This is a genomic window from Methanosarcina sp., from assembly GCF_028693135.1.
Taxonomy (GTDB): Archaea; Halobacteriota; Methanosarcinia; order Methanosarcinales; family Methanosarcinaceae; genus Methanosarcina.
On sequence record NZ_JAQUVZ010000047.1, the window covers coordinates 237 to 26,424 of the forward strand.

At 38.2% G+C, this 26,188-nt stretch carries 23 protein-coding genes and 2 pseudogenes; 18 read left to right on the forward strand and 7 right to left on the reverse strand.

The window, feature by feature from the left end:
- Positions 1-595 precede the first annotated feature (595 nt).
- From PHF18_RS15120 to PHF18_RS15140, 5 genes are all read left to right on the forward strand, one after another.
- Positions 596-790 carry a CxxC-x17-CxxC domain-containing protein gene (locus PHF18_RS15120; protein WP_048125378.1) on the forward strand — a complete coding sequence of 65 codons (195 nt, stop codon included), beginning with the start codon at positions 596-598 and terminating at the stop codon, positions 788-790.
- A gap of 731 nt (positions 791-1,521) precedes the next feature.
- Positions 1,522-1,719, forward strand: coding sequence for a CxxC-x17-CxxC domain-containing protein (locus PHF18_RS15125; protein WP_300104303.1), 198 nt, complete (start codon positions 1,522-1,524; stop codon positions 1,717-1,719).
- Between the two features lie 697 nt (positions 1,720-2,416).
- The gene (locus PHF18_RS15130) at positions 2,417-7,414 is read left to right on the forward strand and encodes a PKD domain-containing protein (protein ID WP_300104305.1); all 4,998 of its coding nucleotides are present in this window, start codon (positions 2,417-2,419) and stop codon (positions 7,412-7,414) included.
- A 799-nt stretch (positions 7,415-8,213) separates the two neighbouring features.
- A complete protein-coding gene (locus tag PHF18_RS15135; protein WP_300104328.1) occupies positions 8,214-8,567 on the forward strand; it encodes a DUF1699 family protein in 354 nt (117 codons plus the stop codon).
- Between the two features lie 112 nt (positions 8,568-8,679).
- On the forward strand, positions 8,680-9,087 hold the full coding sequence (locus tag PHF18_RS15140; RefSeq protein ID WP_300104306.1) for a DUF1699 family protein: 408 nt from the start codon (positions 8,680-8,682) through the stop codon (positions 9,085-9,087).
- A 458-nt stretch (positions 9,088-9,545) separates the two neighbouring features.
- On the opposite strand, the pseudogene PHF18_RS15145 reads toward PHF18_RS15140, so the two are convergent.
- Together PHF18_RS15145 and PHF18_RS15150 are read right to left on the reverse strand one after the other, a co-directional pair.
- Positions 9,546-9,845, reverse strand: a pseudogene (locus PHF18_RS15145) (IS21 family transposase); the annotation flags it as partial.
- Between the two features lie 1,203 nt (positions 9,846-11,048).
- The gene (locus PHF18_RS15150) at positions 11,049-12,110 is read right to left on the reverse strand and encodes an NAD(P)-dependent alcohol dehydrogenase (protein WP_300104307.1); all 1,062 of its coding nucleotides are present in this window, start codon (positions 12,108-12,110) and stop codon (positions 11,049-11,051) included.
- A 632-nt stretch (positions 12,111-12,742) separates the two neighbouring features.
- On the opposite strand from PHF18_RS15150, the gene PHF18_RS15155 reads away from it, so the two are divergent.
- Positions 12,743-12,937, forward strand: a complete 195-nt coding sequence (locus PHF18_RS15155) for a CxxC-x17-CxxC domain-containing protein (RefSeq protein ID WP_048125378.1) — start codon at positions 12,743-12,745, stop codon at positions 12,935-12,937.
- A 201-nt stretch (positions 12,938-13,138) separates the two neighbouring features.
- Here the strand turns inward: PHF18_RS15155 and PHF18_RS15160 are convergent, their stop codons facing one another.
- Together PHF18_RS15160 and PHF18_RS15165 are read right to left on the reverse strand one after the other, a co-directional pair.
- Positions 13,139-13,432, reverse strand: a complete 294-nt coding sequence (locus PHF18_RS15160; protein ID WP_300104309.1) for a DUF86 domain-containing protein — start codon at positions 13,430-13,432, stop codon at positions 13,139-13,141.
- 54 nt (positions 13,433-13,486) lie between these two features.
- On the reverse strand, positions 13,487-13,792 hold the full coding sequence (locus PHF18_RS15165; RefSeq protein ID WP_300104311.1) for a nucleotidyltransferase family protein: 306 nt from the start codon (positions 13,790-13,792) through the stop codon (positions 13,487-13,489).
- Positions 13,793-14,399: 607 nt separating this feature from the next.
- Here PHF18_RS15165 and PHF18_RS15170 point away from each other — a divergent pair.
- From PHF18_RS15170 to PHF18_RS15180, 3 genes are all read left to right on the forward strand, one after another.
- On the forward strand, positions 14,400-14,594 hold the full coding sequence (locus tag PHF18_RS15170) for a CxxC-x17-CxxC domain-containing protein (protein WP_300104312.1): 195 nt from the start codon (positions 14,400-14,402) through the stop codon (positions 14,592-14,594).
- Positions 14,595-14,905: 311 nt separating this feature from the next.
- Positions 14,906-15,124: a type II toxin-antitoxin system HicB family antitoxin gene (locus tag PHF18_RS15175; RefSeq protein ID WP_300104313.1), complete on the forward strand. Its 219-nt coding sequence runs from the start codon at positions 14,906-14,908 to the stop codon at positions 15,122-15,124.
- Complete coding sequence (locus PHF18_RS15180) at positions 15,111-15,347, forward strand: type II toxin-antitoxin system HicA family toxin (RefSeq protein WP_300104314.1); 237 nt, start codon at positions 15,111-15,113, stop codon at positions 15,345-15,347. The genes PHF18_RS15175 and PHF18_RS15180 overlap by 14 nt, the downstream gene beginning before the upstream one ends.
- Before the next feature lie 141 nt (positions 15,348-15,488).
- Here the strand turns inward: PHF18_RS15180 and PHF18_RS15185 are convergent, their stop codons facing one another.
- Complete coding sequence (locus tag PHF18_RS15185) at positions 15,489-16,421, reverse strand: Fic family protein (RefSeq protein WP_300104316.1); 933 nt, start codon at positions 16,419-16,421, stop codon at positions 15,489-15,491.
- Positions 16,422-17,011: 590 nt separating this feature from the next.
- Here PHF18_RS15185 and PHF18_RS15190 point away from each other — a divergent pair.
- From PHF18_RS15190 to PHF18_RS15220, 9 genes are all read left to right on the forward strand, one after another.
- Entirely contained in the window at positions 17,012-17,206 is a 195-nt protein-coding gene (locus PHF18_RS15190; RefSeq protein ID WP_048125378.1) for a CxxC-x17-CxxC domain-containing protein, read from the forward strand.
- Positions 17,207-17,636: 430 nt separating this feature from the next.
- Positions 17,637-18,698, forward strand: a complete 1,062-nt coding sequence (locus PHF18_RS15195; RefSeq protein ID WP_300104317.1) for a zinc finger AN1 domain-containing stress-associated protein — start codon at positions 17,637-17,639, stop codon at positions 18,696-18,698.
- A gap of 269 nt (positions 18,699-18,967) precedes the next feature.
- Complete coding sequence (locus PHF18_RS15200; protein ID WP_300104318.1) at positions 18,968-19,171, forward strand: type II toxin-antitoxin system HicB family antitoxin; 204 nt, start codon at positions 18,968-18,970, stop codon at positions 19,169-19,171.
- Between the two features lie 70 nt (positions 19,172-19,241).
- The gene (locus PHF18_RS18110; protein WP_367279205.1) at positions 19,242-19,388 is read left to right on the forward strand and encodes a type II toxin-antitoxin system HicA family toxin; all 147 of its coding nucleotides are present in this window, start codon (positions 19,242-19,244) and stop codon (positions 19,386-19,388) included.
- A gap of 2 nt (positions 19,389-19,390) precedes the next feature.
- Positions 19,391-19,633 carry a type II toxin-antitoxin system HicB family antitoxin gene (locus PHF18_RS15205; RefSeq protein WP_048127977.1) on the forward strand — a complete coding sequence of 81 codons (243 nt, stop codon included), beginning with the start codon at positions 19,391-19,393 and terminating at the stop codon, positions 19,631-19,633.
- A 166-nt stretch (positions 19,634-19,799) separates the two neighbouring features.
- A complete protein-coding gene (locus PHF18_RS15210; protein WP_300104320.1) occupies positions 19,800-20,120 on the forward strand; it encodes a hypothetical protein in 321 nt (106 codons plus the stop codon).
- Positions 20,117-20,476, forward strand: coding sequence for a DUF6516 family protein (locus tag PHF18_RS15215; protein ID WP_300104322.1), 360 nt, complete (start codon positions 20,117-20,119; stop codon positions 20,474-20,476). Before PHF18_RS15210 ends, PHF18_RS15215 begins: the two co-directional genes overlap by 4 nt.
- Before the next feature lie 279 nt (positions 20,477-20,755).
- On the forward strand, positions 20,756-20,866 hold the full coding sequence (locus PHF18_RS18115) for a hypothetical protein (protein ID WP_367279204.1): 111 nt from the start codon (positions 20,756-20,758) through the stop codon (positions 20,864-20,866).
- A 200-nt stretch (positions 20,867-21,066) separates the two neighbouring features.
- Entirely contained in the window at positions 21,067-22,542 is a 1,476-nt protein-coding gene (locus PHF18_RS15220) for a tetratricopeptide repeat protein (RefSeq protein ID WP_300104324.1), read from the forward strand.
- Positions 22,543-22,928: 386 nt separating this feature from the next.
- Here PHF18_RS15220 and PHF18_RS15225 read toward each other — a convergent pair.
- Together PHF18_RS15225 and PHF18_RS15230 are read right to left on the reverse strand one after the other, a co-directional pair.
- Positions 22,929-23,258: pseudogene (locus PHF18_RS15225) on the reverse strand (helix-turn-helix domain-containing protein); the annotation flags it as partial.
- Positions 23,259-24,037: 779 nt separating this feature from the next.
- Positions 24,038-25,939 carry a tetratricopeptide repeat protein gene (locus tag PHF18_RS15230; RefSeq protein WP_300104326.1) on the reverse strand — a complete coding sequence of 634 codons (1,902 nt, stop codon included), beginning with the start codon at positions 25,937-25,939 and terminating at the stop codon, positions 24,038-24,040.
- Positions 25,940-26,188: the final 249 nt, after the last annotated feature.

Here is a 26,188-nt window from a genome sequence, read left to right on the forward strand (position 1 = left end):
CTGAAAATGATGCCTGAAATCCATATTTTGCATTTCTACAGGACCGTGTCCCTATTGAAACGGACAAGATTATATAGGTACTAACTTCTATACATATTTTATACTTATACATTTCTAAATCTATTTTATACTCACGTACTTCTAATTACTAAAAGGATGATGAAATTCCATTCATTTGATTTCTATTTTTATATATTTTTCTCGTCGACGGTCTGCCCTGATCTCCTGCAAACACGTTTGAAAAAATCGAGAAACCTAAAACCCATAATTTTTACAGATTTAGAAGAAGCACTTTGCAGGCTTGATAAGTTTTACTTTATCGATAATCAAGCCAGAAGTAGAATTTCAGGCACTTTTATCTCCTTCACAATCCCTGGCTGCAAAGCGTTCCCCTATTTGAGAGAGTGAACTCCCATTTTCAGACCATTTTCATAGGTATATTTATATATTATAAGTGCCAGGTATGTGTGTTGATAAATAAAGAGACGTATAATAACCTGTTATTAAAAACCAATTTTTGTTTTTAATCAAAGAGTTCTATACAATCTTGTTTTAAAACAATTTACTAACAACTAAAACCAAAGGTGAAACAAATATGGCTTTTAATGACAGAAACTTCAGAGGAAATTCCAATTCTAATTTCGGCGCACCCAGAGAAATGCACAAGACAACCTGTTCAGACTGTAAAGCTGAGACAGAAGTGCCTTTCAAACCTGACCCGGAAAGACCAGTTTACTGCAGGGATTGTCTTCCTAACCACAGGACACCCAGAGAAAACAACAGATATTAAGTGTTATTTGTGTAACTGAGTTTACATCAACACTTAACTGGGTTACATAAACACTTATTTCTTTTTCACTTTTTTAAATGCACGTTAGACTTGGAATATACTTTTTTCTTAAACCAGAGCTTTTACAGATTGAGAATTAACTTTTTACAGTCCAATCAGTTTTACTTTTATCGATAGATTTTCCTCAAGGCTATTTTCAAGAGTTCTCAATATCTTTTTTGACCAGGGTGGTTGTTTTCGAATTAAAGTGAAAACCTACTAACTGAATTTTATTTTCGTTGGATCTATCCAAAATTGGACCGCCGAATACGAAATGAAAATCTCCCCCTAACCAATTCAGTTTAAATATATTTTTTCTGCCGGCGGTCTGCTAAAATCTTCCCTGGAGACGTTTGTGAACCAAAGTGAATTTAAAAACCCGCGATTTTTGCAGCTTTAGAATGAACACTTTCAAGGCCCGATTATTTTGCTTTATCGGATAATAGTCGGCATTAGAATTTCAGGCATTTTATCCCTCCCATTCCCCCTGATCACAGAGTTTTTTTTGTGTAAAAGAATATATCTTTTGTATTATGGAACATTTATATATTTTAAATGCAATGTATAGGTATTGAAAATAAAGAGACATATGACAATCTGTTGTTAAAAACCAATTTTTGTTTTTAACCAAAGAGTCGTATACTATCTTATTTTTCAGCAATAACTAACAACTAAAACCAGGGTGAAATAAAATGGCTTTTAATGACAGAGGAAGCAGGGGAAGAGACAGCAACCGCGGAGACTTCGGAGCTCCCAGGGAAATGCACAAGACAAAATGTTCTGATTGTGGTGTTGAAACCGAAGTGCCTTTCAAACCTGACCCGGAAAGACCCGTTTACTGCAGAGAATGTCTTCCTAAGCACAGGAAACCCAGAGAAGACAGATACTAAATGTTATTTGTTTAACTGAGTTTATATCAACACTTATTTTTTTTCACTTTTTTAAAAATAGACCGAACTCGGAATATATTTTTTCTTAGCCCGTGGTTTTTTGCAGCTTTAGAAGGATCACTTTTACAATCTAATTTTTGCGGTTTTGTAGAAACCCATCTATACCAGCTTCAAAAGGCCAAAAATAGATAAAAATATACATAAAAAAATCCCGGGACATTACGTTAAAATTAATGGAGACCGGTGTCTTGTCAATCCTCAAAGATTGAACTATTCTGACTCATTGTAACTGATTTTATACGACATTTTACTGCTGACGCTGCAACTAGTCATTTCTGAGGATTTCAACAGAGCCCTTATTATAAACTTTTGGATAAAAACAAAACTTAGAGGATTTCTACAGAGCCTTTATTATAAACTTTTGGATAAAAATAAAGCTTAGAGGATTTCTACAAAGCCAATAAAAGAAAGATTATTATCTTTGAGTTTATATTATTTATTACAATTCGGTGAAACCTTCTTTTAGTCATTTTTATGGTCGCACTTATGGTTGCACTCGGTTGTGATAACCAGCTTAACCCGAAAAAACTCTGACTTCAATGAATTGCTATATTGTCCGTAATAAAAAACGGTCAAATTTAAAGATTTTTCAAAATTCTCAACAAATTTAATAATTCATATATCAAGGGGGTCTAAAATGGGAGGAACGAAATATGATAGCATATTTAGGGGGCAAACCTTCTATAAAACTTTGGGGACAACAGCACTTGCTTTTTTGATGTTGGTGAGTATCGCAGGCTCCTCGCCATTTGCATACATTACAAATGCAGAGAGTAACAATGTCTCTGTAATTGACACAACCACAAACAAAGTTACAGCTACGATACCTGTAGGATCAAATCCTATGGGAGTTGCAATTAGTCCGGATGGAACAAAGGTATACGTGGTAAATGCTCATAGCAACGATGTATCTGTAATTGACACGGCAACAAATATTGTTATAGCCACAGTGCCTGCAGGAAGTTCTCCTAAAGGAGCTGCAGTCAGCCCGAATGGAAAAAAGGTGTACGTGGTAAATGTCCATAGCAACGACATATCTATAATTGGCACGGTAAACAATACTGTTTCAGCCACAGTAAATGTAGGAAAATCTCCTGTGGGAGTCGCAGTTAGTCCAAATGGGAAAAAGGTATATGTAACAAACGAAGGCGACAACACCGTCTCTGTAGTTGACACTGCCACAAAAGCTGTTACAGCCACGGTGCCTGTAGGAAACGGTCCTAAGGAAGTTGCTGTTACACCAGATGGAACTAAGGTATACGTAGTGAACTATGGTAGCGGGAGCGTCTCTGTAATTGACACGACAACAAACAGTGTTACAGAAACGGTGAAGATAGGGCGAGTGCCCTGGGGAATTGCAGTCAATCCGAATGGAACAAAAGTATATGTGACGAATAATGATGAATATGTTAGCACTGTCTCTGTAATTGACACTGCGACCAACACTGTAACAGCCAGGGTGCCTGTAGGAACCAATCCTTTGGGGATTGCAGTCACACCGGATGGAACAAAAGTATATGTAGCAATCAATCTCTACAACGCTGTCTCTGTAATTGACACTGCGACCAATACTGTAACAGCCACGATGCTTGTAGGAAACAGTCCTTATGCTTCAGGCCAGTTTATAGGTTCTATTCCGGTACAACCAGTTTATCCTTTAGCAAACTTCAGCAGCAACATCACATCAGATTATGTTTTTCTTTCTGTACCTGTGCAGTTTACAGATTTGTCAAAGAATGCAACCGGGTGGAACTGGAACTTTGGAGATGGAAATAATTCTACAAAGCAGAACCCCACGCATACCTATTCTGCAGCAGGAATCTATACCGTTAGCCTGACAGTAAGCAATTCAAAAGGCACGGATTCAAAACTAGCTACAATAAATGTTGTACCAAAAGGTTCTCCTGCACCTTCATATGCATATATTACGAACTTCAACAGCAACACTATTTCTGTAATTAACACAGCAAACAACACTGTTGCAGCAACTGTGAATGTCAGAAAAAATCCTTACGGAATTGCCGTCAGCCCTGATGGAACAAGGATATATGTGACAAACGTCAACTACGGCTACAGTGGTACTGTATCTGTAATTGACACAGCCATAAACGAGGTAACAGCCACTGTGGATTTGGGAAAGAAATACAGTCCTTGTGGAGTTGCAGTCAAACCGGACGGAACAAAAGTATATGTGGCGGATCGCGATATCAACGGCGTCTCTGTAATTGACACAGCCACAAACACTGTTACAGCCAGGGTACCTGTAGGAACCAATCCTTTGGGGGTTACAGTCACACCGGACGGAACAAAAGTATATGTGACGAACCGCTACAGTAACAATGTTTCTGTAATTGACACCAGCACAAACACTGTTACAGCGACTGTGAAAGTTGGACTTGGTCCCTGTGAAGTTACATTCAACCCGGCGGGAACAAACCTATACGTGGCTAATTCCGAAAGTAATGCTATTTCTGTAATTGACACGGGCTCAAACATTGTTACAGCCACAGTGCCTGTAGGAAAATGGCCTATGGGAATTGCAGTCAACCCGGATGGAACAAAAGTATATGTGGCTAACTCAGGCAGCAATAATGTCTCTGTGATTGATACAGCAAACAACACTGTTGTAGCAACTGTTAATGTCAGAAAAAATCCTTATGGAATTGCAGTCACACCGGATGGAACAAAGGTATATGTAGCGAACTCCGGCAACGATGATAAGCTCGGAAAGACTGTCTCTGTAATTGACGTAGCCACAAATAAGGTTACAGACACTGTACAAACAGGTTCCAGTCCTATTGCTTTCGGTCAGTTTATGAGTCCTCTCCCGGCACAACCGGTATTTCCTGTTGCAAACTTCAGCTGCAACCTCACATCCGGTTATGCTCCTCTTTCTATCCAGTTTACGGATTTCTCGAAGAATGTGGATGGGTGGAACTGGAACTTTGGAGATGGTTCCAGTTCAACACACCAAAATAAAGCACATACTTACTCCAGAGCAGGGAATTACAATGTAACGCTTACAGTAAACAATACAAACGGTACCGATTTGAAATTTGCCACAGTAACTGTTCTGGCACAGCCAGTATTTTCTGCAGCCCCAACTTCTGGAAAAACGCCGTTTAATGTTAGTTTTACTGACCAGAGCACAGGATCGCCAACGGCATGGAACTGGACTTTTGGAGATGAAAATTATTCAACGGAAAAGAATCCTGTGCACATTTATAGAAAACCAGGAACATATTCCGTTACGTTGACATTAAACGAAACTGGGGACAGGAGTGCGGTAACAAAATCCAGCTATATTATTGTTTCAAACGGTTTTGAAGCTCCTATTGCTGCTTTTTCTGCATTTCCAGCTTCTGGAAAAGCGCCTCTTATTGTTAGTTTTACTGATCAGGGTACAGGATCTCTAACCTCAAGGAAGTGGACTTTTGGAGACGGTACTCATTCAACCGGGGAGAACCCTGTGCATACATACAGCAAAGCAGGATTATACTCTGTTACATTAACAGCAAGTAATGCAGATGGCAGCAATAAGTTAACAAAATCCAGCTATATTGTTGTTTCAAACGCTTTAAATTGTCCTGTCACCAACTTCTCTGCGTCTCTTACTTCAGGAAATGCCCCTCTTACTGTTGATTTTACAGGTCAGGGTAACGGATCTCCAACATCATGGAAATGGTCTTTCGGAGATGGGAATACTTCTACAGATAAAAATCCTATATACACATTCAATAAATCAGGACTTTATTCTGTTAGATTGACAGCAAGTAATGAAAAAGGCAGTAATGCATTGACAAAATCCGGCTATATTGCTGTCTCAAGCGTTTTAGATCCTCCTATTACCAGCTTCTCTGCATCCCCTACTTCAGGAAACGCACCTCTTACTGTTGGTTTTACTGACCAGAGCATAGGGTCACCAAATACATGGAAATGGATTTTCGGAGATGGAAGTAATTCAACAGAAAAGAATCCTGTACACACATACAATAAATCAGGATTATACTCTGTTAGATTGACAGCAAGTAATGCAAACGGCAGTAATGCGTTGACAAAAACCGGCTTTATTGCTGTCTCAAGCGTCTTAGATACTCCTGTTACCAGCTTCTCTGTGTCTCAGACTTCAGAAAATACGCCTTTTATTATTCGTTTTACTGACCAGAGCACAGGGTCGCCAACGGCATGGAAATGGACTTTCGGAGATGGTAGTGCTTCAACAGATAAAAATCCTGTACATACATACAATAAATCAGGAAATTATACTGTTTCTTTGACGACAACTAATGATGGAGGCAGTAGTAAGGTGCAAAAATCAAGCTATATAAATGTAGTTTCTGAAAGCGGGACTGTGACGTCGAATCCAGGCTATATTGTCCCCGTCACCACCTTTTTAGCAACCCCAACTGTGGGAAGTATGCCTCTTACTGTTAGTTTTACTGACCAGAGCACAGGATCGCTAACTGCGTGGAGATGGACCTTTGGAGATGGAAGTAATTCAACAGAAAAGAATCCTGTACACACATACAATAAATCAGGACAATACACTGTTACATTGACAGCAAGTAATGCAAACGGAAGTAATGCGTTAACAAAATCCAGTTATATTTCTGTCTCAAGCGTTTTAGATGCTCCTGTTTCCAAATTTTTTGCATCGCCTACTTCAGGAAACATGCCTCTTACAGTTCATTTTACTGACGAGAGCACAGGGTCACCAACGGCATGGAAATGGATTTTCGGAGATGGAAGTAGTTCAATAGAAAAGAATCCTGTACATACATACAATAAATCAGGGCGATACACTGTTACATTGACAGCAAGTAATGCAGATGGCAGTAATGCGTTGACAAAATCCAGTTATATTTCTGTTTCAAACGCTTTAAATGGTCCTGTCGCCAGTTTCTGTGCGTCTCCGACTTCAGGAAAAGTGCCTCTTACTATTAGTTTTACTGACGAGAGCACAGGATCGCCAACTGCATGGAAATGGTCTTTCGGAGATGGAAGTAGTTCAATAGAAAAGAATCCTGTACATACATACAACAAATCAGGACTTTATTCTGTTACATTGACAGCAGGTAATGCAGATGGCAGTAATGCGTTGACAAAATCCAGCTATATTGCTGTCTCAAGCGTTTTAAATACTCCTGTTTCCAAATTATCTGCATCCCCTACTTCAGGAAGCATGCCTCTTACAGTTCATTTTACTGATGAGAGCACAGGGTCGCCAACTGCCTGGAAATGGATTTTCGGAGATGGAAGTAATTCAACAGAAATGAATCCTGTACATACATACAATAAATCTGGAATATACTCTGTTACATTGACAACAAGTAATGCAAACGGCAGTAATGTGCTGACAAAAACCGGCTATATTGCGGTTTCCAGCTCCCTTGTCGCTGCTTTTTCTGCATCTCCAACTTCAGGGGCTGCACCGCTTGGTGTCATATTTACTGACAACAGCACCGGATCACCAGCTTCATGGACATGGGCTTTTGGAGATGGAAATACTTCAACAGAAAAGAATCCTGTACACGTATACAATAAAACAGGACAATACACTGTTAGTTTAACAGTAAATAATTCAGGAAGCATTAGTACTGAAACCAGGTCTAGATATATTGCAATTAGTAAGTAAACAGCTTGGATCAAAAAAAAGGCTTTGTAGAAACTTATCTATACCAGCTTCAAGAGGCTAAAAAGAATTGAGTAAAAAGATTTATGACATTCAGTTTAAGCTAATGAGGATCAGTCATTTCGGAGGATTTCTACAGAGCCAAATTTTTTCATTTTTTTATTTCTTTTTTATCAGAGTATAATTTTTTTATAGAGCTGTTGCGTTTATATGATTTTAGCTTCATAAATTTTTTTATCAGAGTATAATTTTTTTATAGAGTTGTTGCGTTTATATGATTTTAGCTTCATGAATTTTTTTTATCAGAGTATAATTTTTTTATAGAGCTGTTGCGTTTATATGATTTTAGCTTCATGAATTCCTTGAGACAAACTTGCCTTCTTCCCCATCACCAATTCAATATAAATATATTTATCCTGTCATCGGTCTGCTTGAATCTCTTCCTAATACATTTGTTAAGAACACAGAAATTTTCCATGATGGGAATGCCTCATTAAAACCTGAAACTGAAATAATTTATGAATTGAAATAGTTAAGTCAGTATTTAGAATAAAATTTGGTATGAAATAGAGTAAAATTAGAAGGAAAACGAGAAAATATAATTTGTAATAACCGTTTTTATTTCATTTATAGCTTTTTAGATCAATTTAGTAGATCTGGTATGACGGTAATTCCCTGTAATACTATTCAAATAATATTAGTCCAATGAGATAACTATTTATAATAAGTATATGTAATATATTTATCAAAGTACAATCAAAAAATAACTTATCATTTGGGGAGGAAAACATGAAACTGACACCTGGATAAGGTGGTTAGTTCCAGGGAAGAGATCTTTACACTCAATCTGAATGAGCACCCTTTTCACCTGGCTTTTAGACCTTCAAGTAAGGATATCTTTGGACTGGTAGAAACCTGCCCGAAGATTGAGGTAATTCAGTTACCTAAATCTTATGCGAATACAGTCAAAACAAATTTAAAAACAAGTGGGTGGTATTTTATGGAGTATGTAAGAAAGACATGTCCAGTTTGTGGGAATGAGTTTATAGTCCTGAAAAAAGTGGAGGAAAAGGCAATTTACTGTACACTTGAATGCCTTTCAACTGCTCAGAGAAGGATGAAGAAAGAGAACGTTTCTTCGTTCATGTCTGCATAAATTATTCCGTTTCATCGTAAACAGGATAATTACTTTACATTTTCCTTTAACCTGAAGTAATTAAAAACTAAAGTCAACTTAAAACAAAAAAATATATAGTGGGGAGAAAAACATGAGAATAAGAGTAGTTAGTTCCAGGGAAGAGATCTTTACACTTAATTCGAACGAGCGTATTGTTCACCTGGCTTTCAGACCTTCAAATAAGGACCTCTTTGGACTGGTTGAAACCTGCCCGAAGATTGAGGTAATCCAGTTGCCTAAATCTTACATGCGTACAGTTTCAAAGTCTATAGAAATGTTCCTTCAGATGCAGAGAATCCAGCTTATCAAAGGAGATGTCTGGGGACACCGGAAAGATATCAACGAATACTATGCAATTCCCTCTTCAGTAGTTGAAAAGATTAAGGAGATGAAAATTGAAGGTAAAACCACTGAGGAGATTGAGAAAAAGGTTTCAAGGGAAAACAAACTGAACCCTGAAATGGTCGGTTATATTCTGGAGAAGGAAACTACTGCCTGAATTCAAACAGAATAAAACATTTTGGCAGATGTTTTGCTGGAGATTAGATCGGATAGAAAGGGGTTGAATCTTCCGGTCCCTGATCTCCAACTTAACATAGAGGAAAATCTGGAAAATTATTGCTGAAAGGGTTTCAACTTTTAGATCAAGAAATTGAGGTTGTTAACAGCATCATTAGACATAAATAATGTCTCTAATATTGATCTTGCTGAAAAATCCTTTACCATTTCTTAAGGAGTTTGAGTCACATTTCTTACTTTAAACCTTTTTTATTAAGTCATTTGAAATATATTTTTTCCTGCAGTCGGTCTGATAGAATCTTCCCTGAATCCCTTTGTTAAGAAAAGATAATTAAAAACCCGTGATTTTTGCAGCTTTAGAAGGGGCACTTTGCAGGACCGATAAGTTTTACTTCATAGATCGTAGCCAGGTACCGCAGGTACTCCCTGTTTAGGTCAGACTTCTTTTATGAAGTCTTTAACTATGGTTTCTCCTCCGTCAAAGCCCATTTCCTTGATTTCACGAAAGAGGCGAGCGGCGGAATAGGAGCTTTCATTAAGCCTCTTGAGTATGTGAGGTTTGTAAGGGTCAAGCTTGCTCTTTCTTCCTGGACGTTTCTGAGGTTCAGGTGCTGTCTTTTGGTTAAGATATTTCCTCACCGTTTTCCTATCATGACCCGTTTGTCTGGCAATTTCACTGACGTTAAAGCCTTTTGAATGCAAATCTTGTATCAACAGCCATTCTTCCTTTTTCAGCATGATTCGCAATCCTCAAACTTTCTTTAAGGATTGGAACCTGGGGTATTTTAAACCGTCGAAAATGTGGAATTCTTAACCGCCGTTGACAATTACAAAGAGCAAAATATTGGGGACTTCCTAAAATGAACATACAAGCAATAATAAGTGCAATTGTAGTCAATGTAAAAAGATTGGTGGTTCCTTATTAATCGGTTGATATTATTCAGAATATCCTGAGATTAAATCATTTTTTCTCTCTTCTGCGGCTTACAAGGCTGAAACCGTCTCGTCTGCCAGCAAAAACAACTAACAGGCAAATTCTTGCTGGTATTAAGAGAATACGAGAATTATAGTGAAATACTTCCAGGTCCGAAGAATACTTCCCTGGACCCCGGAAACCGCTTTTTAATTCACAGGTAAATATCGGACGCATCCGCCAGCTTGTCTGGCGGCCCTGCAAAAAAAGTAGAAAAAAGAAGAAAGATAATAGAAAAGGAAGAAACAAGAGGTTGAAATCTCCAGTATAAATCAATAAAAACAGACGTGGAAAAGAGTATTTTTCAGGTATATTTTTATCCGGTTCTGACCGTATCCTCCTCTTTTTACTCCACTTTTACTTTATGGCTTTTCCTTTGGTCTTTTGTCTCATTTTTTGTCTGAAAGCCGCTCTCCTGCGTCGAGCGTGACAAAAACGACATGATAAAGCGAATGACGTTGTACGGGTCATAAATCTTTTTAAGTAGTCCTCTTGAGCGTAGCGAAAAGGACCGCAGGCTGTTGCACTTGCAGTGCAACTCCCAGAAAATCTCCGATTTCCTGAGATCCCGAATCGCAACTCGGGTTTTTCAAAAATATCAACCATGTAACAGTGGACGACTAAAAGAAACATACAAGCAATAATAAGTGCAATTGTGGGCAATGTAAAAAGATTAGGTATATTGAGTAGCCGAGGCTATTGATAAACTCCTAAAAATAGGTCTGAAGAATGAAAAGTTGAAAGAAAAGGATGAAAGGAATGAGTCCTTTTAGTGAAAACTCCTCTCAAAATTGGAGACTATTAATGAAGTTCAAAATTTGGCGCTGAAAATTTTACGATGGCTAACCATTAGCTACTTTTACGATTCTATCCTGTCTATCCGATCAATCCTATCCCATAAGGCGAGAATACCCCTTCCTCAAAACTCTGAGCTTTGCGAAGAGTTTAGGGAGGGGGAGTTGACTCGCTTATTCATCCAGAAGAACAACAGGTTTGATCAGATCTCTTGGTTTATCTTTCATGAGCATGAGGGCCTCTTCCATTTTGTCAAATCCTTCGAATACGTGGGTGGCCATTTTTTCTGGTTTTATTCTTCCATAGGTACATAGGTCGGCCATTCTTTCCATTCTTAGACGACCTCCGGTTGTCAGGCCACCACGTATGTCTTTGTGAGCCATACCCGACCCCCATTCAATACGTGGAATAGGGAGTATGTCTCCGGTTCCATAGTAGTTGACGTTTGATACCGTGCCCCCAGGTTTTACAATTTTGACTGCATCTGAAATTGTGTTTTCATTTCCTCCTGCTATGATTACAGAGTCCACACCTTTTCCCTTCGTCTTTTCAAGAATCTGTTCAACTAGTCCACGGTTTCTGTAATCAACAATTTCAGATGCTCCGTATTCCAGAGCAAGATCGACACAGACTTTCCGACTTCCTACTGCAATGAGCCTACCTGCACCAAGAATAGATGCACCTGCCACTGCCATCAGACCAACAGGGCCAATGCCTATGACTGCAACTGTAGAGCCCGTTTTAATATTTGCCATTTCTGCACCCTGTATTCCAGTAGTTGCCATATCTGAGAGCATGACAGCCTGTTCGAGGGGCATTCCTTTTGGAAGTAGAGCTAAATTCATATCTGCATCATTTACATGGAAAAATTCTGCAAAGACTCCACTTTTGAAGTTTGAAAACTTCCATCCGGAAAGCATTCCATTTGAGTGCATAGGCATTCCATCCTGTGCCTCCATGGATCGCCAGTCAGGTGTAATTGCAGGAACAATTACTTTATCGCCCGGTTTGAAGTCTTTGACCTCTGATCCGACTTCTTCTATAACACCTACAGCTTCGTGTCCTAAAACCATGTTTTTGCGGTCTCCAAGCGCACCTTCCCAGACAGTATGAATATCTGATGTACACGGCGCGACCGCAAGAGGCCTCACGATTGCATCATATGGGCCTGCTGAAGGTCTTTCAGTATCAATCCAACCTACTTTCCCAATTTCAAGCATTGCAAATCCTTTCATATTATTACACCAACCTTTTCAAAATAATTATTTTTCAATGTTTTTCATAGTAACCCGTGATATTAATCTGCTGTAGTGGTATTTATAATTACTAAGGATGGAAACTTGAATTATATTTTCAATATAATTCAATTTAGTTGAAATATATTTTTTCTTGCCGGCGGTCTGCTGGAATCTTCCCCGAATACGTTTGTAGAAATCAAGAACTCGAAAACCTGAGAGTCTTTACATGCAGGAGAAGGAGCTATTTCCAACCCGATCAGTTTTGCACTTCATTGATCGGTTCCTCTCAGGATTGTTTTTTAGATCATCAATCCGATTTTTGGTATGGGATAACTGTTTTTTAATATAGTGGTGGGTTTTTCGGGTGAAGCCTATTTTCAGGAGCTATCAGAAAATAGGCTGTTATCTCCCCTGCAAACCATATCTGGAAATTGTTCTCATTTGAGAGAGGGTGTCTCAGATTTTATAGGTATATTTATATATTATAGATGCAATGTATGTGTGTTGATAAATAAAGAGACGTATAATCATCTGTTATTAAAAACCAATTTTTGTTTTTAATCAAAGAGTTCTATACAATCTTATTTTAAAACAATTAATTAACAACTAAAACCAAAGGTGAAACAAATATGGCTTTTAATGACAGAAACTTCAGAGGAAATTCCAATTCTAATTTCGGCGCTCCCAGAGAAATGCACAAAACAACCTGTTCAGACTGTAAAGCTGAGACAGAAGTGCCTTTCAAACCTGATCCGGAAAGACCGGTTTACTGCAGGGATTGTCTTCCTAACCACAGGACACCCAGAGAAAACAACAGATATTAAGTGTTATTTGTGTAACTGAGTTTACATCAACACTTAACTGGGTTACATCAACACTTATTTCTTTTTCACTTTTTTAAATACACGTTAGACTTGGAATATACTTTTTTCTTAACTTGTGAATATTTGCAGCTTTAGAAGGAGCACTTTGCAGGGCTTCTTTAGATTAAGCGATTCTTTCCCTCTGGGGAGGGTTTTTCTGATTCACATTTCATCCAGTATGCGTTTGATATCCGGTTTTGCTTCGGGGATACCTTCTTTAACAGATAACCACACCACCTTCAAGTTCACTCCGAAGTAAGCGTGGATCAACTTGTCCCGTATGCCTGCCAGGTCTTTCCAGGGTACGAATGGGTATTTTTCGCGTACTTCATAGGGGATATTCTTTGTTGCTTCTCCAATAATTTCCAGAGCCCTGATTACTGCAAACTGGGTCTTACGGTCGGCAGCAAAATCTTCGAATGTCCAGCCGCTAATAAATTCTTCTGCTGCTTCCATTGCATCATAGATGTCCTGGACATAGTCTTTTGCTTCGCGAATCTCAATCCCTCTTCAGACGGCTTCAACTTCGTTCAGGATATGTTTACCTATGTTCGGTTTTAACGCATCTTTCATAACCAGGTCTACCTTAACGCCCAGAGCCTCCGAAAGGTAGTTTTCGAGGTTGACAAATTTAAAAATAGTAGGGGTTCTGGAAAACTCAACGAGTATATCCAGGTCGCTCTCGGGTTTCTGTTCTCCCCGAATGTAGGACCCAAAAACTCCCAGGTAACTAATGTGGTATTTCTCTTTAAGTTCCGGGAGCATTTCATGGAGTTTACGGATGTAGATTCCAGCATCTTTTCGGTTTTCCGGCATTTTTTCAGGCTCTATCTGGTCCCTTTTGATATGTTATAGTATTCTGCAGTTGTAGTATTTATATTTACTAAAGAAGGCGGCTGAAGTTTCCGGTCTTTACTTCCAATTCAGTTGAAATATAGTTTTCTTGCGGATGGTCTGCTTAAATCTTCCCCAAATACGTTTGTAGAAATCAAGAACTCGAAAACCTGAGAGCCTTTACATGCAGGAAAAGGAGCTATTTCCAACCCGATCAGTTTTGCACTTCATTGATCGGTTCCTCTCAGAATTGTTTTTTAGATCTTCAATCCGATTTTTGGTATGGGAGAACCGTTTTTTAATTATAGTGGTGGGTTTTCCAGGCGAAGCCTATTTTCAGGAGCTATCAGAAAATGGGCTGTTGTCTTCTATTAAGCCTTATCTGGAAATTGTTCTTTGATTTGAGAGGGTATGTTTCATTTTTTATAGGTATATTTATATATTATAGGTGCCATGTATGTGTGTTGATAAATAAAGAGATGTATAACCATCTGTTATTAAAAACCAATTTTTGTTTTTAATCAAAGAGTTCTATACAATCTTATTTTAAAACAATTAATTAACAACTAAAACCAAAGGTGAAACAAATATGGCTTTTAATGACAGAAACTTCAGTGGAAATTCCAATTCTAATTTCGGCGCTCCCAGAGAAATGCACAAGACAATCTGTTCAGACTGTAAAGCTGAGACAGAAGTACCTTTCAAACCTGACCCGGAAAGACCCGTTTACTGCAGGGATTGTCTTCCTAACCACAGGACACCCAGAGAAAACAACAGATATTAAGTGTTATTTGTGTAACTGAGGTTACATCAACACTTATTTCTTTTCCACTTTTTTAAATAAACGTTAGACTCGGAATATACTTTTTTCTTAAATTGTGATCTTTTGCATCTTGTGAATATTTGCAGCTTTAGAAGGATCACTTTGCAGGGCTTCTTTAGATTAATCGATTCTTTCCCTCTGGGGAGGGATTTTTATGATTAAAGTGAAAACCTGTCAACTGAATTATATTCTCATTTTTTCTCATTATATCTATCCGACCCTTAAACCCTTTCACCCATACAAATTTAAGCAAAAACTTCATAATCGACATTATGAGGTTCAAAATTATCCTTGAGGAAGACGAAGAAGTCGGAGGATTTATTGCCAGCTGCCCAGGCTTACCGGGCTGTTTTTCACAGGGAGATACTGTAGAAGAAGCAATTGAAAACATTAAAGAAGCAATTCAGGCTTGCCTGGAATCCCTGGCAGAAGATGAACTGCAGGAATGTATTGGGAAATCCTCCTGCAGAGTGGTTGATGTGGTTGCTTAAATCCGAACTTCCTGTAATTTCCGGAATGCAGGCAATTAAAGCCTTTTCTAAAGCTGCGTGTCTCCCTCACAGACAGGTAGGCAGTCATGTTGTTCTTAGAAAGGAAGGTTCAAAAGTTACGTTGACCGTCCCGAAGCACAAAGGACTGAAACCGGGCCTTTTAAGAAATTTGATTAAAGCTTCAGGACTCACGGTAGAAGAATTTGAAGCTCTTTTGAAGTAATTTTTTTGGTTTGGGTACTTTACCGGTGAGACTTATTTGTCAAGATATGTTTTTTTCCATACTCAATTCAATTAAAATATATTTTTCTTGCCGGCGGTCTGCTTAAATCTCTTCTTAATGCATTTGTTAAAAACACAGAAATCAAACATCTTTTTTGCCATGCTCGGATAGATATTGCTCAACTGCACGTTTTGGACTATGCCAGGTTTTTCCTATTTTTACTGCATCCAGGAGCCCCTGTCTAGCCCGCAGGCTGAGATATTCCTGAGAATAAGGCGTTTCCGCGGAAAGTTCTTTTAGAGGCAGTAGTTCGTCATTTCCTCCTGAGATAGAGAGATACAGGGTCAGGCTTTCATCCACGGCTTTTGCAATGAAATTGGTAAATGGTCCGAGGTTTCCTGCATCTGCGGCTTTAAGAGATTTGTAATATTTTCCTCTATCTTCTTTTTTGAGCACAACAGGAGGATAATCCCTTGCAATCAAATACAGGTTTGTGAGGAGTCGGGCTACCATGTCGTTTCCGTCACTGAAAGGATGAATCGCAACAAATCTGTGATGCAGGAAGGAAGCTGTTTCAATGGGATGCTCCTGGCTTTCAGATACCTTTTCGATCAGTTCATCCATCAGTTCCACGACCTGCGACCAATCGGGCGGAGTCTTTACTGAACCTTTTATCCTCATATTTCTGGTGCGGTATCTTCCGGCATCCTCAAGTATACCTCTGGTTACAATTTCATGGATTTCCTGAATTGTAACATGGTCTACAGCGTGTTTTTTCTTTGCTAGCTCTTCCACCCGGTCAAAAGCTTTTGCGTTATTGCTCACCTCAAGATGTCCTCTGAGTGATTTTCCGCCAATTGTCAGCCCTTCGTCCAGTATGAGTTTTGTTTCATGGAGTGTTAGTGTATTCCCTTCTATTGCATTGGATTGATAGGTATAAATCAACCTCATCTCTTCATGCAGCCTTCCTAAAGCATCTGCCGGAATTGGCCTCATGGAGTTTAGACGCTTCATTTTTTCATCTATTCGTGCAAGAAGTTCTTCTTTAATCAGGGGTGTATCGGTATCGTCCATAATTTTACATATCCGATATATACTCCGGGATATATATCGGTATCGGCAAATTTTAGAGTTATCCGATAGTGAGATCTTTTTTCCTGACCAATTCAATTGAAATATATTTTTCCTGTCGGCGGTCTGCTAAATTTTCCCCGAATCCTTTTGTAGAAATCAAGAACTCGAAAACCTGAGAGTTTTTACATGTTGGAGAAATAGCATTTTCCAGCCCAATCAATTTTGCCCTTCATCGATCGGTTCCCCTCAGGATTGTTTTTTAGATCATCAATCCGATTTTTGGTATGGATAACTGTTTTTTAATTCTAGTGGTGGGTTTTTCAGGCGAAGCCTATTTTCAGGAGTTATCAGAAAATGGGTTGTTGTCTCCTATTAAGCCATATCTGGAAATTGTTCTTTCATTTAAGAGAGTGTGTCTCAGTTTTTATAGATATATTTATATATTATAGGTGCCATGTATGTGTGTTGATAAATAAAGAGACGTATAATCATCTGTTATTAAAAACCAATTTTTGTTTTTAATCAAAGAGTTCTATACAATCTTATTTTAAAACAATTAATTAACAACTAAAACCAAAGGTGAAACAAATATGGCTTTTAATGACAGAAACTTCAGAGGAAATTCCAATTCTAATTTCGGCGCTCCTAGAGAAATGCACAAAACAACCTGTTCAGACTGTAAAGCTGAGACAGAAGTGCCTTTCAAACCTGACCCGGAAAGACCGGTTTACTGCAGGGATTGTCTTCCTAACCACAGGACACCCAGAGAAAACAACAGATATTAAGTGTTATTTGTGTAACTGAGGTTACATCAACACTTATTTCTTTTTCACTTTTTTAAATAAACGTTAGACTCGGAATATACTTTTTTCTTAACTTGTGATCTTTTGCATCTTGTGAATATTTGCAGCTTTATAAGGGGCACTTTGCAGGGCTTCTTTAGATTAAAGTGATTCTTTTTCCTCTGGGAGATTTTTCAGATTCAAGTGACGTTTTTCTTCACATTAAATTTAGTTGAAATATATTTTTCTTGCCGGTGCCTGCTTAAATCTTATTGGATATTTTTTTCGGATACTGAAATACCAAAAAATCTTTAACTTCAGTTAGATTCTCGAAAATGCATCACTTCTGTTTCCTTACAAATTTATAGTTTTTTTTGCAGAACAGGATAAGAAAAGTTAATATGTATTACAATACATTATTTATTGATGCTAGATGGTTAACTGTGGTTGTTGTGGCAAGAAAATAAATTATCTTCCTTTTAAATGTAAATTTTGTGGGGCCTATTATTGTGAGGATTGCAGATTACCAGAAGCACATAACTGTTTAGGCTTGCAAATCTATAATATTGAACAGGAGAGAAAGTTTCAGGAAAAAGTTTTGTTTGTTGCAAAAAACTATGGAAAAACAGATGACAGAGGATATGAGGTTATAGTTAAAAATCCCAGCCCAGCAAAATATACAGAGAAATTCGCTTCTTCAAACACTAAAGATAACGAGCAGAAGAATCCTATTTCTCCCTTTATCGACGAAAACAAATCTAAGAATAATAAATCCGAAAAACCAAAAAGAACTACCAGAAGATCAAAAAGCTCAAACACCATTTCAAGAAACAAAACTAAAGCACGAAGCTCAAAAAACATAATCCTATATTTAAGTTTGCTGTGTATTGGAGTTCTGGTCACTTTTTTCTTTACGAATAATTATGAACTAAATGATACAGTTTCGGTGAAACAAGATCTGGATAATTATCTGGATAATGGGATTAACAAAAAAGAACTTCCGATAGCTAAAGCATCTGGAGAAGCTGTCCAGTTGGTTAACTACAAAAATGCTACTGACCCTACATGGGATAAGTTAATTTTTTTCCTGCGAAGTGATCCTACAGATGAATTTCTCTATAATAGCAGCTTTGTTTGTGCTGACTTTGCCGAAATGCTTCACAACAACGCTGAAAATGAAGGGATTAAGGCAGGATATGTCGGTGTAGATTTTCTGGATATGGAATCTCATGCCCTCAATGTTTTTAACACTACGGATAAAGGCATTGTCTTTGTAGATTGTACAGGCGATACTGAGCAATTAGGATCTCTAGACAATAAAGATAAAATTGCTTATGTACAAATAGGTAAGGAGTATGGTCTTGTATCAACCTATAAGACAAACTCTCCAGATTACGAATTTTATGAGATTCACAAAAGAAAAAGGGCTCAGGGAGTACCGGGAGTCTACTTTAATCCGTTAGGTACCGTAAAAGATATTGAAATCTATTGGTAAGATTTCGAGAAAGATGAGAAATATATTGGTGTCAGCAATATTTTGAGTGATCCAATATCGCGTTTTTTAATTCCTTTAAAATATATATTTCCTGCCGGCGGTCTGCTGGAATCTCCCCAGAATCCGGTTAACGAAATATGAGAAATAGAAAACCCAAAAACTTTAATTCTCCGGCTCACAGAATCTATATAAGATTTAGACCGCATAAAATTAGATATATCATGTTCGGAAAGATGTGATCATACTTATCCAGTATAACCACGCAGCTCTTGAAAAGGGCAAAATACGAAATAATCGATAACGAAGAACCTTATTATGGAGAAGATCCCGAACTTGAGGGTGTGTGGGCTACCGGCAAAACCCTTGAGGAATGCCGCAGAAACCTGGAAGAAGTTTTTGATGAATGGACAATTATCAAATTGAATAATGGATCGCCTCTGCCTGGATTCTGCAAATTTTCGAATTACATTTAAATATCCATGAAGATAGATTAAAATGAAAGTACGTGAGGTCATAAAACTTCTTGAAGTCGATGGTTGATATCTGGTTGCAACAAAAGGCAGCCACCGGCAATACAAGCATCCTGCTAAACCAGGTAGGGTAAAAATTGCGGGCCATAGTGGAGATGATCTTGCTCCAGGGACATTGAACAGCATCTTAAAACAAGCACAATTAAAAGTGGAGGACTAATCATGCATCGTTTCCTAGTTGTGATCGAAAAAGCAAACAACAACTATTCAGCGTATTCACCTGATCTGCCGGGCTGTGTAGCCACAGGCTCTACCCGAGAGGAGGCAGAGAAAAATATCTATGAAGCCATTGAAATGCACGTTCAGGGACTGCTGGAGGACAATTTACCAATTCCAGAATCAGAATCCTTTGCCGAGTATGTGGCTATTGCTGAAAAGCCCTCTACAGGTTCTGAAGTTGTGTAAGTTATATTATTTCCTTTAAACCTCATTCTAATTCATTTGAAATATATTTATCATGCCGGCGGTCTGCTGAAATCTTCCTCGAATCCTTTTGCAAATGTGGCGGAAAAGAGAGGTGCCAGGAGCATACATAATACATTTAAGGTTGGAGAGATAAAATGGTAGTTAGGTGATACTATTGGGAGATGCTATTGAGTACGTGAAAATTTCCCGGAAAATCTTTGAACCTATCAGTGACATGGTGAAAGCAGGCCTGTATAAAGACGAACAGGAGGCCTTAAAGGGGCTTGTGCATGACCAGGCTGAACAAAAGATAGATTACTACGACAAAAAGGTAGCTGAAATGGAGCAGAAATACGGCATGGACTTTTCTGCTTTTGAGAAAAGAATCCATTCGAGAGTCGGGGAAGAAGATTTTGAAGAATGGGATGATTTCATAATCTGGGAAAGCTATGTCACAGCATCACGGTACTGGGAACAGTTCCTATGACAATAAGCAAAACTTTTTCTACTCTTTCTTCCAGTGATCTTGTACTTGAATTAAACGTTATCAAAGCAATAGTTGAACCACCTGTCCAGGCCCTGAAAGCAAGAATAACTCTTAAAGGGGGTTACACGTTGCAGATAAATGAAAGCTCAGGGTCAGATTTTAGACGATATTCCTATCACCTGCAAAAAGGGGATGAAATGGTAAAGCGTTGGGATAATTCCCCACACTGGAAAGACCTGAAAACATTCCCCTATCATGTCCATCACGGAAATGAAGCAGAACCCGGAGAATCTCCTGAAGTTTTTATAGAAGACATTCTCCGTGAGGTGGATAAACTGCTGAGTCTAAATCCCTGATTATCAACGATTTTTGATTAGTGCATGCCAGGAATCCATTTTTTGCCCGATCCGATTTCATCTTCTTCTTTTCATCGTCTTTGTGAGCAAATCCACTCATTTATCTAATTCAGTTGAAATATATTTTTCCTGCCGGCGGTCTGCTAAAATCTCCCCCGAATCCGGTTAACGAAATATGAGAAGTAGAAAACCCAAAAACTTTAATTCTCCGGCTCACAGAATCTATATAAGATTTAGACCGCATAAAATTAGATATACCATGTTCGGACAGGTGTAATCATGCTTATCCAGTATATCCAGGCAGCCCTTGAAAAGGCAAAATACGAAATAATAGATGATGAAGAACCATATTATGGAGAGGTTCACGAACTTGAAGGCCTGAATATTTGAAAGAACTCTTTTTCCTGGAAAAGCGCCAGCTATTTTTATATATTCGTCCTAATGTTATACAGACAGGGCTCTCGATATCCGGCCGAAATTCCCTAAGGCAAAGTACTTCATACAGTGTATTTAATTTTTAGAATTTTTAGAATTTTTAGAATTTTCAGGATTTTTAAAACATTTGACCTGGCTTCTGGAGTGTGCCAAAAATGGCTAAAAGAAAATCAATAAAAAATAAAGGAAACAGAGAAGAACTGGCTAAAGAAAAATTCTTTAAACTAACAAATAAATTCGATGAGAGCGACCCGAGCGTCTGGTTCAAACGGGGCATGGATGCCAGTGACCCGGAGAAAAAACTTGAGTGTTTCAAACGGGCTTACAAACTTAATCCTGAATTTGAAAATCTCTTGCTTCAAATGGCTGAAGTTTTATTCCAGGCAGGGAAGAAAGATGAAGCTTTCGAATTATTTGACATGATCTTTGCCATTAACCCGGACTCTGAGAATGCTTTTCTGAATAAAGGAGCCTTTCTATTCGAAGATGGAAGGGATGAAGAAGCCCTTGAACTCTACGCCCGGGCCGTTATCCTTTACCCGGAAAATGATTGGATGTGGGTTAATAGAGGAAATTCGTTTTCGAGGCTGGAAAACTATGAAAAAGCTCTTGAATGCTATACCAGAGCTCTTGAAATTGACCCTGAAGCTGCAGAAACCTGGTTTTCCAAAGCCGGGGTATTGAACACACTGGACAGGAATGAGGAAGCCATAGAAGCCTATGATAGAGGCCTGGCCCTCAACAAAAAAATCTTTGAAGGCTGGACGGGGAAAGGGGCAGCTTTACAGAAACTTGAAAGGTACGAAGAAGCTCTCGAGGCCTATGAAAAGGCCCTTAAATTGAATCCAAAATGTGCAGACATCTGGATTTCAAAAGCAGATATGCTGCAGATACTTAAAAGGGATCCTGAATCCCTTAAAGCTTATTACAAAGCCCTTGAAATAGAGCCTGATAACTTTTATTCCCTGCTATCCAGCGCCCGAATACTAATGAGATATTCTAAGTTTCAGGACGCACTTAATTATGCCGACACTGCCCTGAAGGGCTCTCCGAAGTCCCTTGAGGCTCTCAAGATAAAAGGAGATGCCAACTATTTCCTTGGCAGGCACAGGCGAGCTCTTCAGGCCTTCAACAAAATTCTGGCCATCAGCCCGAAAGACCCGAAAATCTGGATTTTGAAAGGGTGTGCGGCCAATTATTCAGGAAGCTTTGAAGAGGCAATAGAATCTTTCGACATGGCTTTTGCCCTTGGTTCCGAAACTTCCAGTGCCCGGGCTCATCGTGCATATTCCCTGCGGAAACTTGGAAAATATGAGGATGCATTTGAAAACTATGATCGTGCCCTTACTTTAGATCCTGAAAATCTGAATATATGGGACGCAAAAGGTGTTACTTACTCGCATCTCAAAGAATACGAGCGAGCACTCGAATGTTTTGATAAGCTTCTGGCCATACGTCCTGATGATCTTTCTGCCCTGAACAACAAGGGAACAGTTTTGTATGATCTGGAAAGGTATGAGGAAGCTCTCGAATACTTTAACAGAGCTTTTGAAATAAACCCCAATTTCCAAGAAGCAAAAAAGAATAGGCAGATTACAGCCAGAATCCTGAACGAAAAAAAGACTTCCTGATCGGAGGTCAATTACCCATCACTAAACAGGCTTTGTAGTTACTGGCTCCACCCGGATCAAGGTAGAGACAAATATCCATGAGGCTATTGAAATGCATTTCCAGGGACTGCTGGAAGACAATTTGCCAATTCCGGAATCGGAATCCTTTGCCGAGTATGTGGCTATTGCTGAAAAGCCCTCTACAGGTTCAGAAGTTGTGTAAGTTATATTATTTCCTTTAAACCTCATTATAATTCAGTTTAAATATATTTTCCCTGCCGACTGTCTGCTCCAATTTTCCCCGAATACGTTTGTTAAGAAAAGTGAAATTGAAAAACCCGTGATTTTTGCAGCTTTAGAAGGAGCACTTTGCAGGACCGATAAGTTTTACTTTAGAGATCATAGCCGAGTACCGCAGGTAATCCCTGTTTAGGTCGGACTTCTTTTATGAAGTCTTTAACTATGGTTTCTCCTCCATCAAAGCCCATTTTTTGGATTTCACGAAAGAGGCGAGCGGCGGAATAGGGACCTTCATTGAGTTTCTCAAGAATGTAAGGTTTGTAAGGATCAAGCTTGCTTTTTCTTCCTGGACGTTTCTGAGGTTCAGGCGCTGTCTTCAGGTTAAGATATTTCCTCACCGTTTTCCTGGCGTAACCTGTTCTTCTAGAGATTTCACTGACGCTAAAGCCTTTTGAATGTAAATCTTGTATCAACAGCCATTCTTCCTTTTTCAGCATGATTCGCAATCCTCAAACTTTCTTTAAGGATTGGAACTTGGGGTATTTTAAACCGCCGAATATGTGAAATTATTCCCCTCCGTTGATAGTTGAGAGTTTTCCCCTCATTCCAATTCAGTTTAAATATATTTTTCCTACCGGGGGTCTGCTTAAATCTTCCCCGAATACGTTTGTTAAGAAAAGTGAAATTGAAAAACCCGTGATTTTTGCATCTTTAGAAGGGGCACTCTGCAGGGCTTCTTTAGATTAAGCGATTCTTTTCCTCTGGGGGAGGTTTTCTGATTAAAGCGACATTTTTCAGGAGAATATGGTTTAAGAAAATCATCAGAAAACTGGAACGCTGAATACGAAATGAAAATCTTCCCCTCATAACCAATTCAATTGAAATATATTTTTTCTGCCGGCGGTCTGCTAAAATCTTCCCCGAATACGTTTGTTAAGATAATGATAAGAAAAGTGAAATTGAAAAACCAGTGGTTTTTGCATCTTTATAAGGGGCACTTTGCAGGGCTTCTTTAGATTAAGCGATTCTTTTTCCTCTGGGGAGGGGTTTTTCTGATTCAAGCTAAATCCATTAGCTGAACTTTGTTTTCATTGGATCTATCCGAAACTGGACCGCCGAATACGAAATGAAAATCTACCACCATAACCAATTCAGTTGAAATATATTTTTCCTGCCGACGGTCTGCTGAAATCTTCCCCGAATACGTTTTTTAAGAAAAGTGAAATTGAAAAACCGGTGATTTTTGCAGCTTTAAAAGGAGCACTTTTCGGGTCGATCAGCTTTGCTTTGATAGGAAATCTTTATCGTAGTCAAGGGGTTGGATTAAAGACGGACATTTTTTCATTTCCTCTAATCTGAGAGACGGGATCATCTTGAGATTCGGGGTGCAAAGAGAAAAATAAAATTCTACAAGTGGTTGAGTGGATTGGATCTTTATTTCAACGTCTTTACTACGTATGTATTCGATAGAAGGATACAGTAAGATGAAAATAAATGTTATCACGATTACAAAATATAGTGCCCAATCAATAGATGAGAAATTTTGTGAAGAGATTATTCCGTAAGAAGTTAAATTTAAAGAAACATCTGTGAAATTAGAAAAAATTCTAAAAATAATTGGATATATTAGTGGATGTAATAAGGTGAGAGCAAAAACAAAAATGGCGAGTACAAAAAATAAAATACTTTTTCTTCCGCCGTGTACGGGCGAACAAAGCCACCACTGCCACCATGGGGGTTTTATTTGGTACTTCATAATTATTTCCAGAAAATTTCTTGATGATTTTTGTAATTTGCCCCCAGGCTTCAACTTATAGCATTTTTCAAACTCATCCATTGAAGAAAAAAAATCGTTTATTTTATAATAAAAACAACCCAGAAAATAATGAGTATTTGCTCTTAATAGCAGTTCTTCTTCCCTGTTTTTTTTCTTATAAAAATCTTCTAATAAATGCATTTTTGTCGAAATCGGTAATTTTGAATAGAGCGAAGGAAAGTTTTCCTGTATTTTTAAAAAAAAGTCACTTATTTTTACCTTCAATTTATCAATGAATTTTTCAGGTGTTAATTCATCTGATAAAGATAATGTGCTCTCTAGACCTCTTATTATGGAAACGATTCCTTGCTGATATTTACTCTTTTGATTATAAGAAAACTCAATATTCAGATATCGGGCATAAGCGTTCCAGAGAACAAATTTTCTTTGAGAGGGATCCTTATAAAGTGCCTTTTGAAAAGACGCCATGGCATCTTTATATTCTGAATTTTCAATTTCTAGTTTCCCTTCTAAATAGTTAAGTAAGCTTTTTAAATTGGAGGGCAAGTCTTGCGATTTGTCAGCAAAGTACTTTGCTAAACTTATTTCCTTAGAAGCACTTTCAGTAATGCCAGCATTAAAATAAAGTTTTCCCAACGCTAGATGTGAAAGAACACTGTTGATTTGGAATATTTTTCTGAATCGTTCATCAAAATTTATATTGAGTCTTTTTTCAAGTATATTAATCGCCTTTTCAAGGTTGGTTTTTGTATCTGTGTACCTTGAATAGTTCCAAGAAGCTATCCCTTTACATAGATAGCATGTAGAACTTGGGCTTAATGATAGGGCTTTATCAAAAACATCGATTGACTTTTTATAAAGCGTTGCGTATAGCAACAAAAAACCTATATTTACCAAAGTTTCATGACTATTTTTATTTAGTTCAATCGCTTTGTTAAAGTGCTTGTAAGCTTCACCTATTTTTCCCTGAGAAAAACAAAGCATGCCAAGGTTGTTGTATGCTTCAAAGTTCATTGGATCCAGTTCGATGGCCTTTTTGAAAGATTTCTCCGACTCTATATAATTTTTAATTTCTAATAAAACTAGTCCTCTGTTATTCCATGCATCATAATTCTTTTTATCTGGAAAGAACGTTATAGCGTTATCAAAAGCTTGCAAGGCTTCAGCATACTTTTCGAGCTTATAAAGTGCCAGGCCCTTGTTATTCCATGCATCTATAGATTCTGGATTAATTATTATCACTTCATCAAAAGCCTCGATTGCTTTTTCGAATTCTTCAAGGTTATAGAAAACCAGACCTATATGGTACCATGTATCAGGCGCTCTCTTATTCACAAGCAGGTTAACTTCAAGTATATCTATTGCCTTACCGAAGGCTTTGATGGATTCATCAATATCCAAGAGTTGATCCAGAATAAGCCCTTTGTTTATATGCGATTCAATAAATTCAGGGCAAATATTGAGAGATATTTCGAAGGATTCCTGGGCTTCACCATATTTTCTGAATTTTTTTAGTAAAAGACTGTCAATGGCGGTTAAGAATCTTCCAATTTCGGCGGTTTAAAACCTTCCAATTCACAATCCTTGAGAAAAGTTCGAGGATTGTAGATAATGTTGAAAATGGAGGAATGGCTATTGATACGAGATTTG

What these genes read in the sequence shown, in the direction of transcription:
- PHF18_RS15185 (WP_300104316.1), bottom strand. Translation starts at nt 16,421, where the DNA reads ATGGACGATACCGATACACCCCTGATTAAAGAAGAACTTCTTGCACGA.
- PHF18_RS15120 (WP_048125378.1), top strand. Translation starts at nt 596, where the DNA reads ATGGCTTTTAATGACAGAAACTTCAGAGGAAATTCCAATTCTAATTTC.
- PHF18_RS15155 (WP_048125378.1), top strand. Translation starts at nt 12,743, where the DNA reads ATGGCTTTTAATGACAGAAACTTCAGAGGAAATTCCAATTCTAATTTC.
- PHF18_RS15150 (WP_300104307.1), bottom strand. Translation starts at nt 12,110, where the DNA reads ATGAAAGGATTTGCAATGCTTGAAATTGGGAAAGTAGGTTGGATTGAT.
- PHF18_RS15130 (WP_300104305.1), top strand. Translation starts at nt 2,417, where the DNA reads ATGGGAGGAACGAAATATGATAGCATATTTAGGGGGCAAACCTTCTAT.
- PHF18_RS15180 (WP_300104314.1), top strand. Translation starts at nt 15,111, where the DNA reads ATGTGGTTGCTTAAATCCGAACTTCCTGTAATTTCCGGAATGCAGGCA.
- PHF18_RS15140 (WP_300104306.1), top strand. Translation starts at nt 8,680, where the DNA reads ATGAGAATAAGAGTAGTTAGTTCCAGGGAAGAGATCTTTACACTTAAT.
- PHF18_RS15190 (WP_048125378.1), top strand. Translation starts at nt 17,012, where the DNA reads ATGGCTTTTAATGACAGAAACTTCAGAGGAAATTCCAATTCTAATTTC.
- PHF18_RS15220 (WP_300104324.1), top strand. Translation starts at nt 21,067, where the DNA reads ATGGCTAAAAGAAAATCAATAAAAAATAAAGGAAACAGAGAAGAACTG.
- PHF18_RS15170 (WP_300104312.1), top strand. Translation starts at nt 14,400, where the DNA reads ATGGCTTTTAATGACAGAAACTTCAGTGGAAATTCCAATTCTAATTTC.
- PHF18_RS15175 (WP_300104313.1), top strand. Translation starts at nt 14,906, where the DNA reads ATGAGGTTCAAAATTATCCTTGAGGAAGACGAAGAAGTCGGAGGATTT.
- PHF18_RS15215 (WP_300104322.1), top strand. Translation starts at nt 20,117, where the DNA reads ATGACAATAAGCAAAACTTTTTCTACTCTTTCTTCCAGTGATCTTGTA.
- PHF18_RS15205 (WP_048127977.1), top strand. Translation starts at nt 19,391, where the DNA reads ATGCATCGTTTCCTAGTTGTGATCGAAAAAGCAAACAACAACTATTCA.
- PHF18_RS18115 (WP_367279204.1), top strand. Translation starts at nt 20,756, where the DNA reads ATGCTTATCCAGTATATCCAGGCAGCCCTTGAAAAGGCAAAATACGAA.
- PHF18_RS15195 (WP_300104317.1), top strand. Translation starts at nt 17,637, where the DNA reads ATGGTTAACTGTGGTTGTTGTGGCAAGAAAATAAATTATCTTCCTTTT.
- PHF18_RS15165 (WP_300104311.1), bottom strand. Translation starts at nt 13,792, where the DNA reads ATGCCGGAAAACCGAAAAGATGCTGGAATCTACATCCGTAAACTCCAT.
- PHF18_RS15160 (WP_300104309.1), bottom strand. Translation starts at nt 13,432, where the DNA reads ATGGAAGCAGCAGAAGAATTTATTAGCGGCTGGACATTCGAAGATTTT.
- PHF18_RS15125 (WP_300104303.1), top strand. Translation starts at nt 1,522, where the DNA reads ATGGCTTTTAATGACAGAGGAAGCAGGGGAAGAGACAGCAACCGCGGA.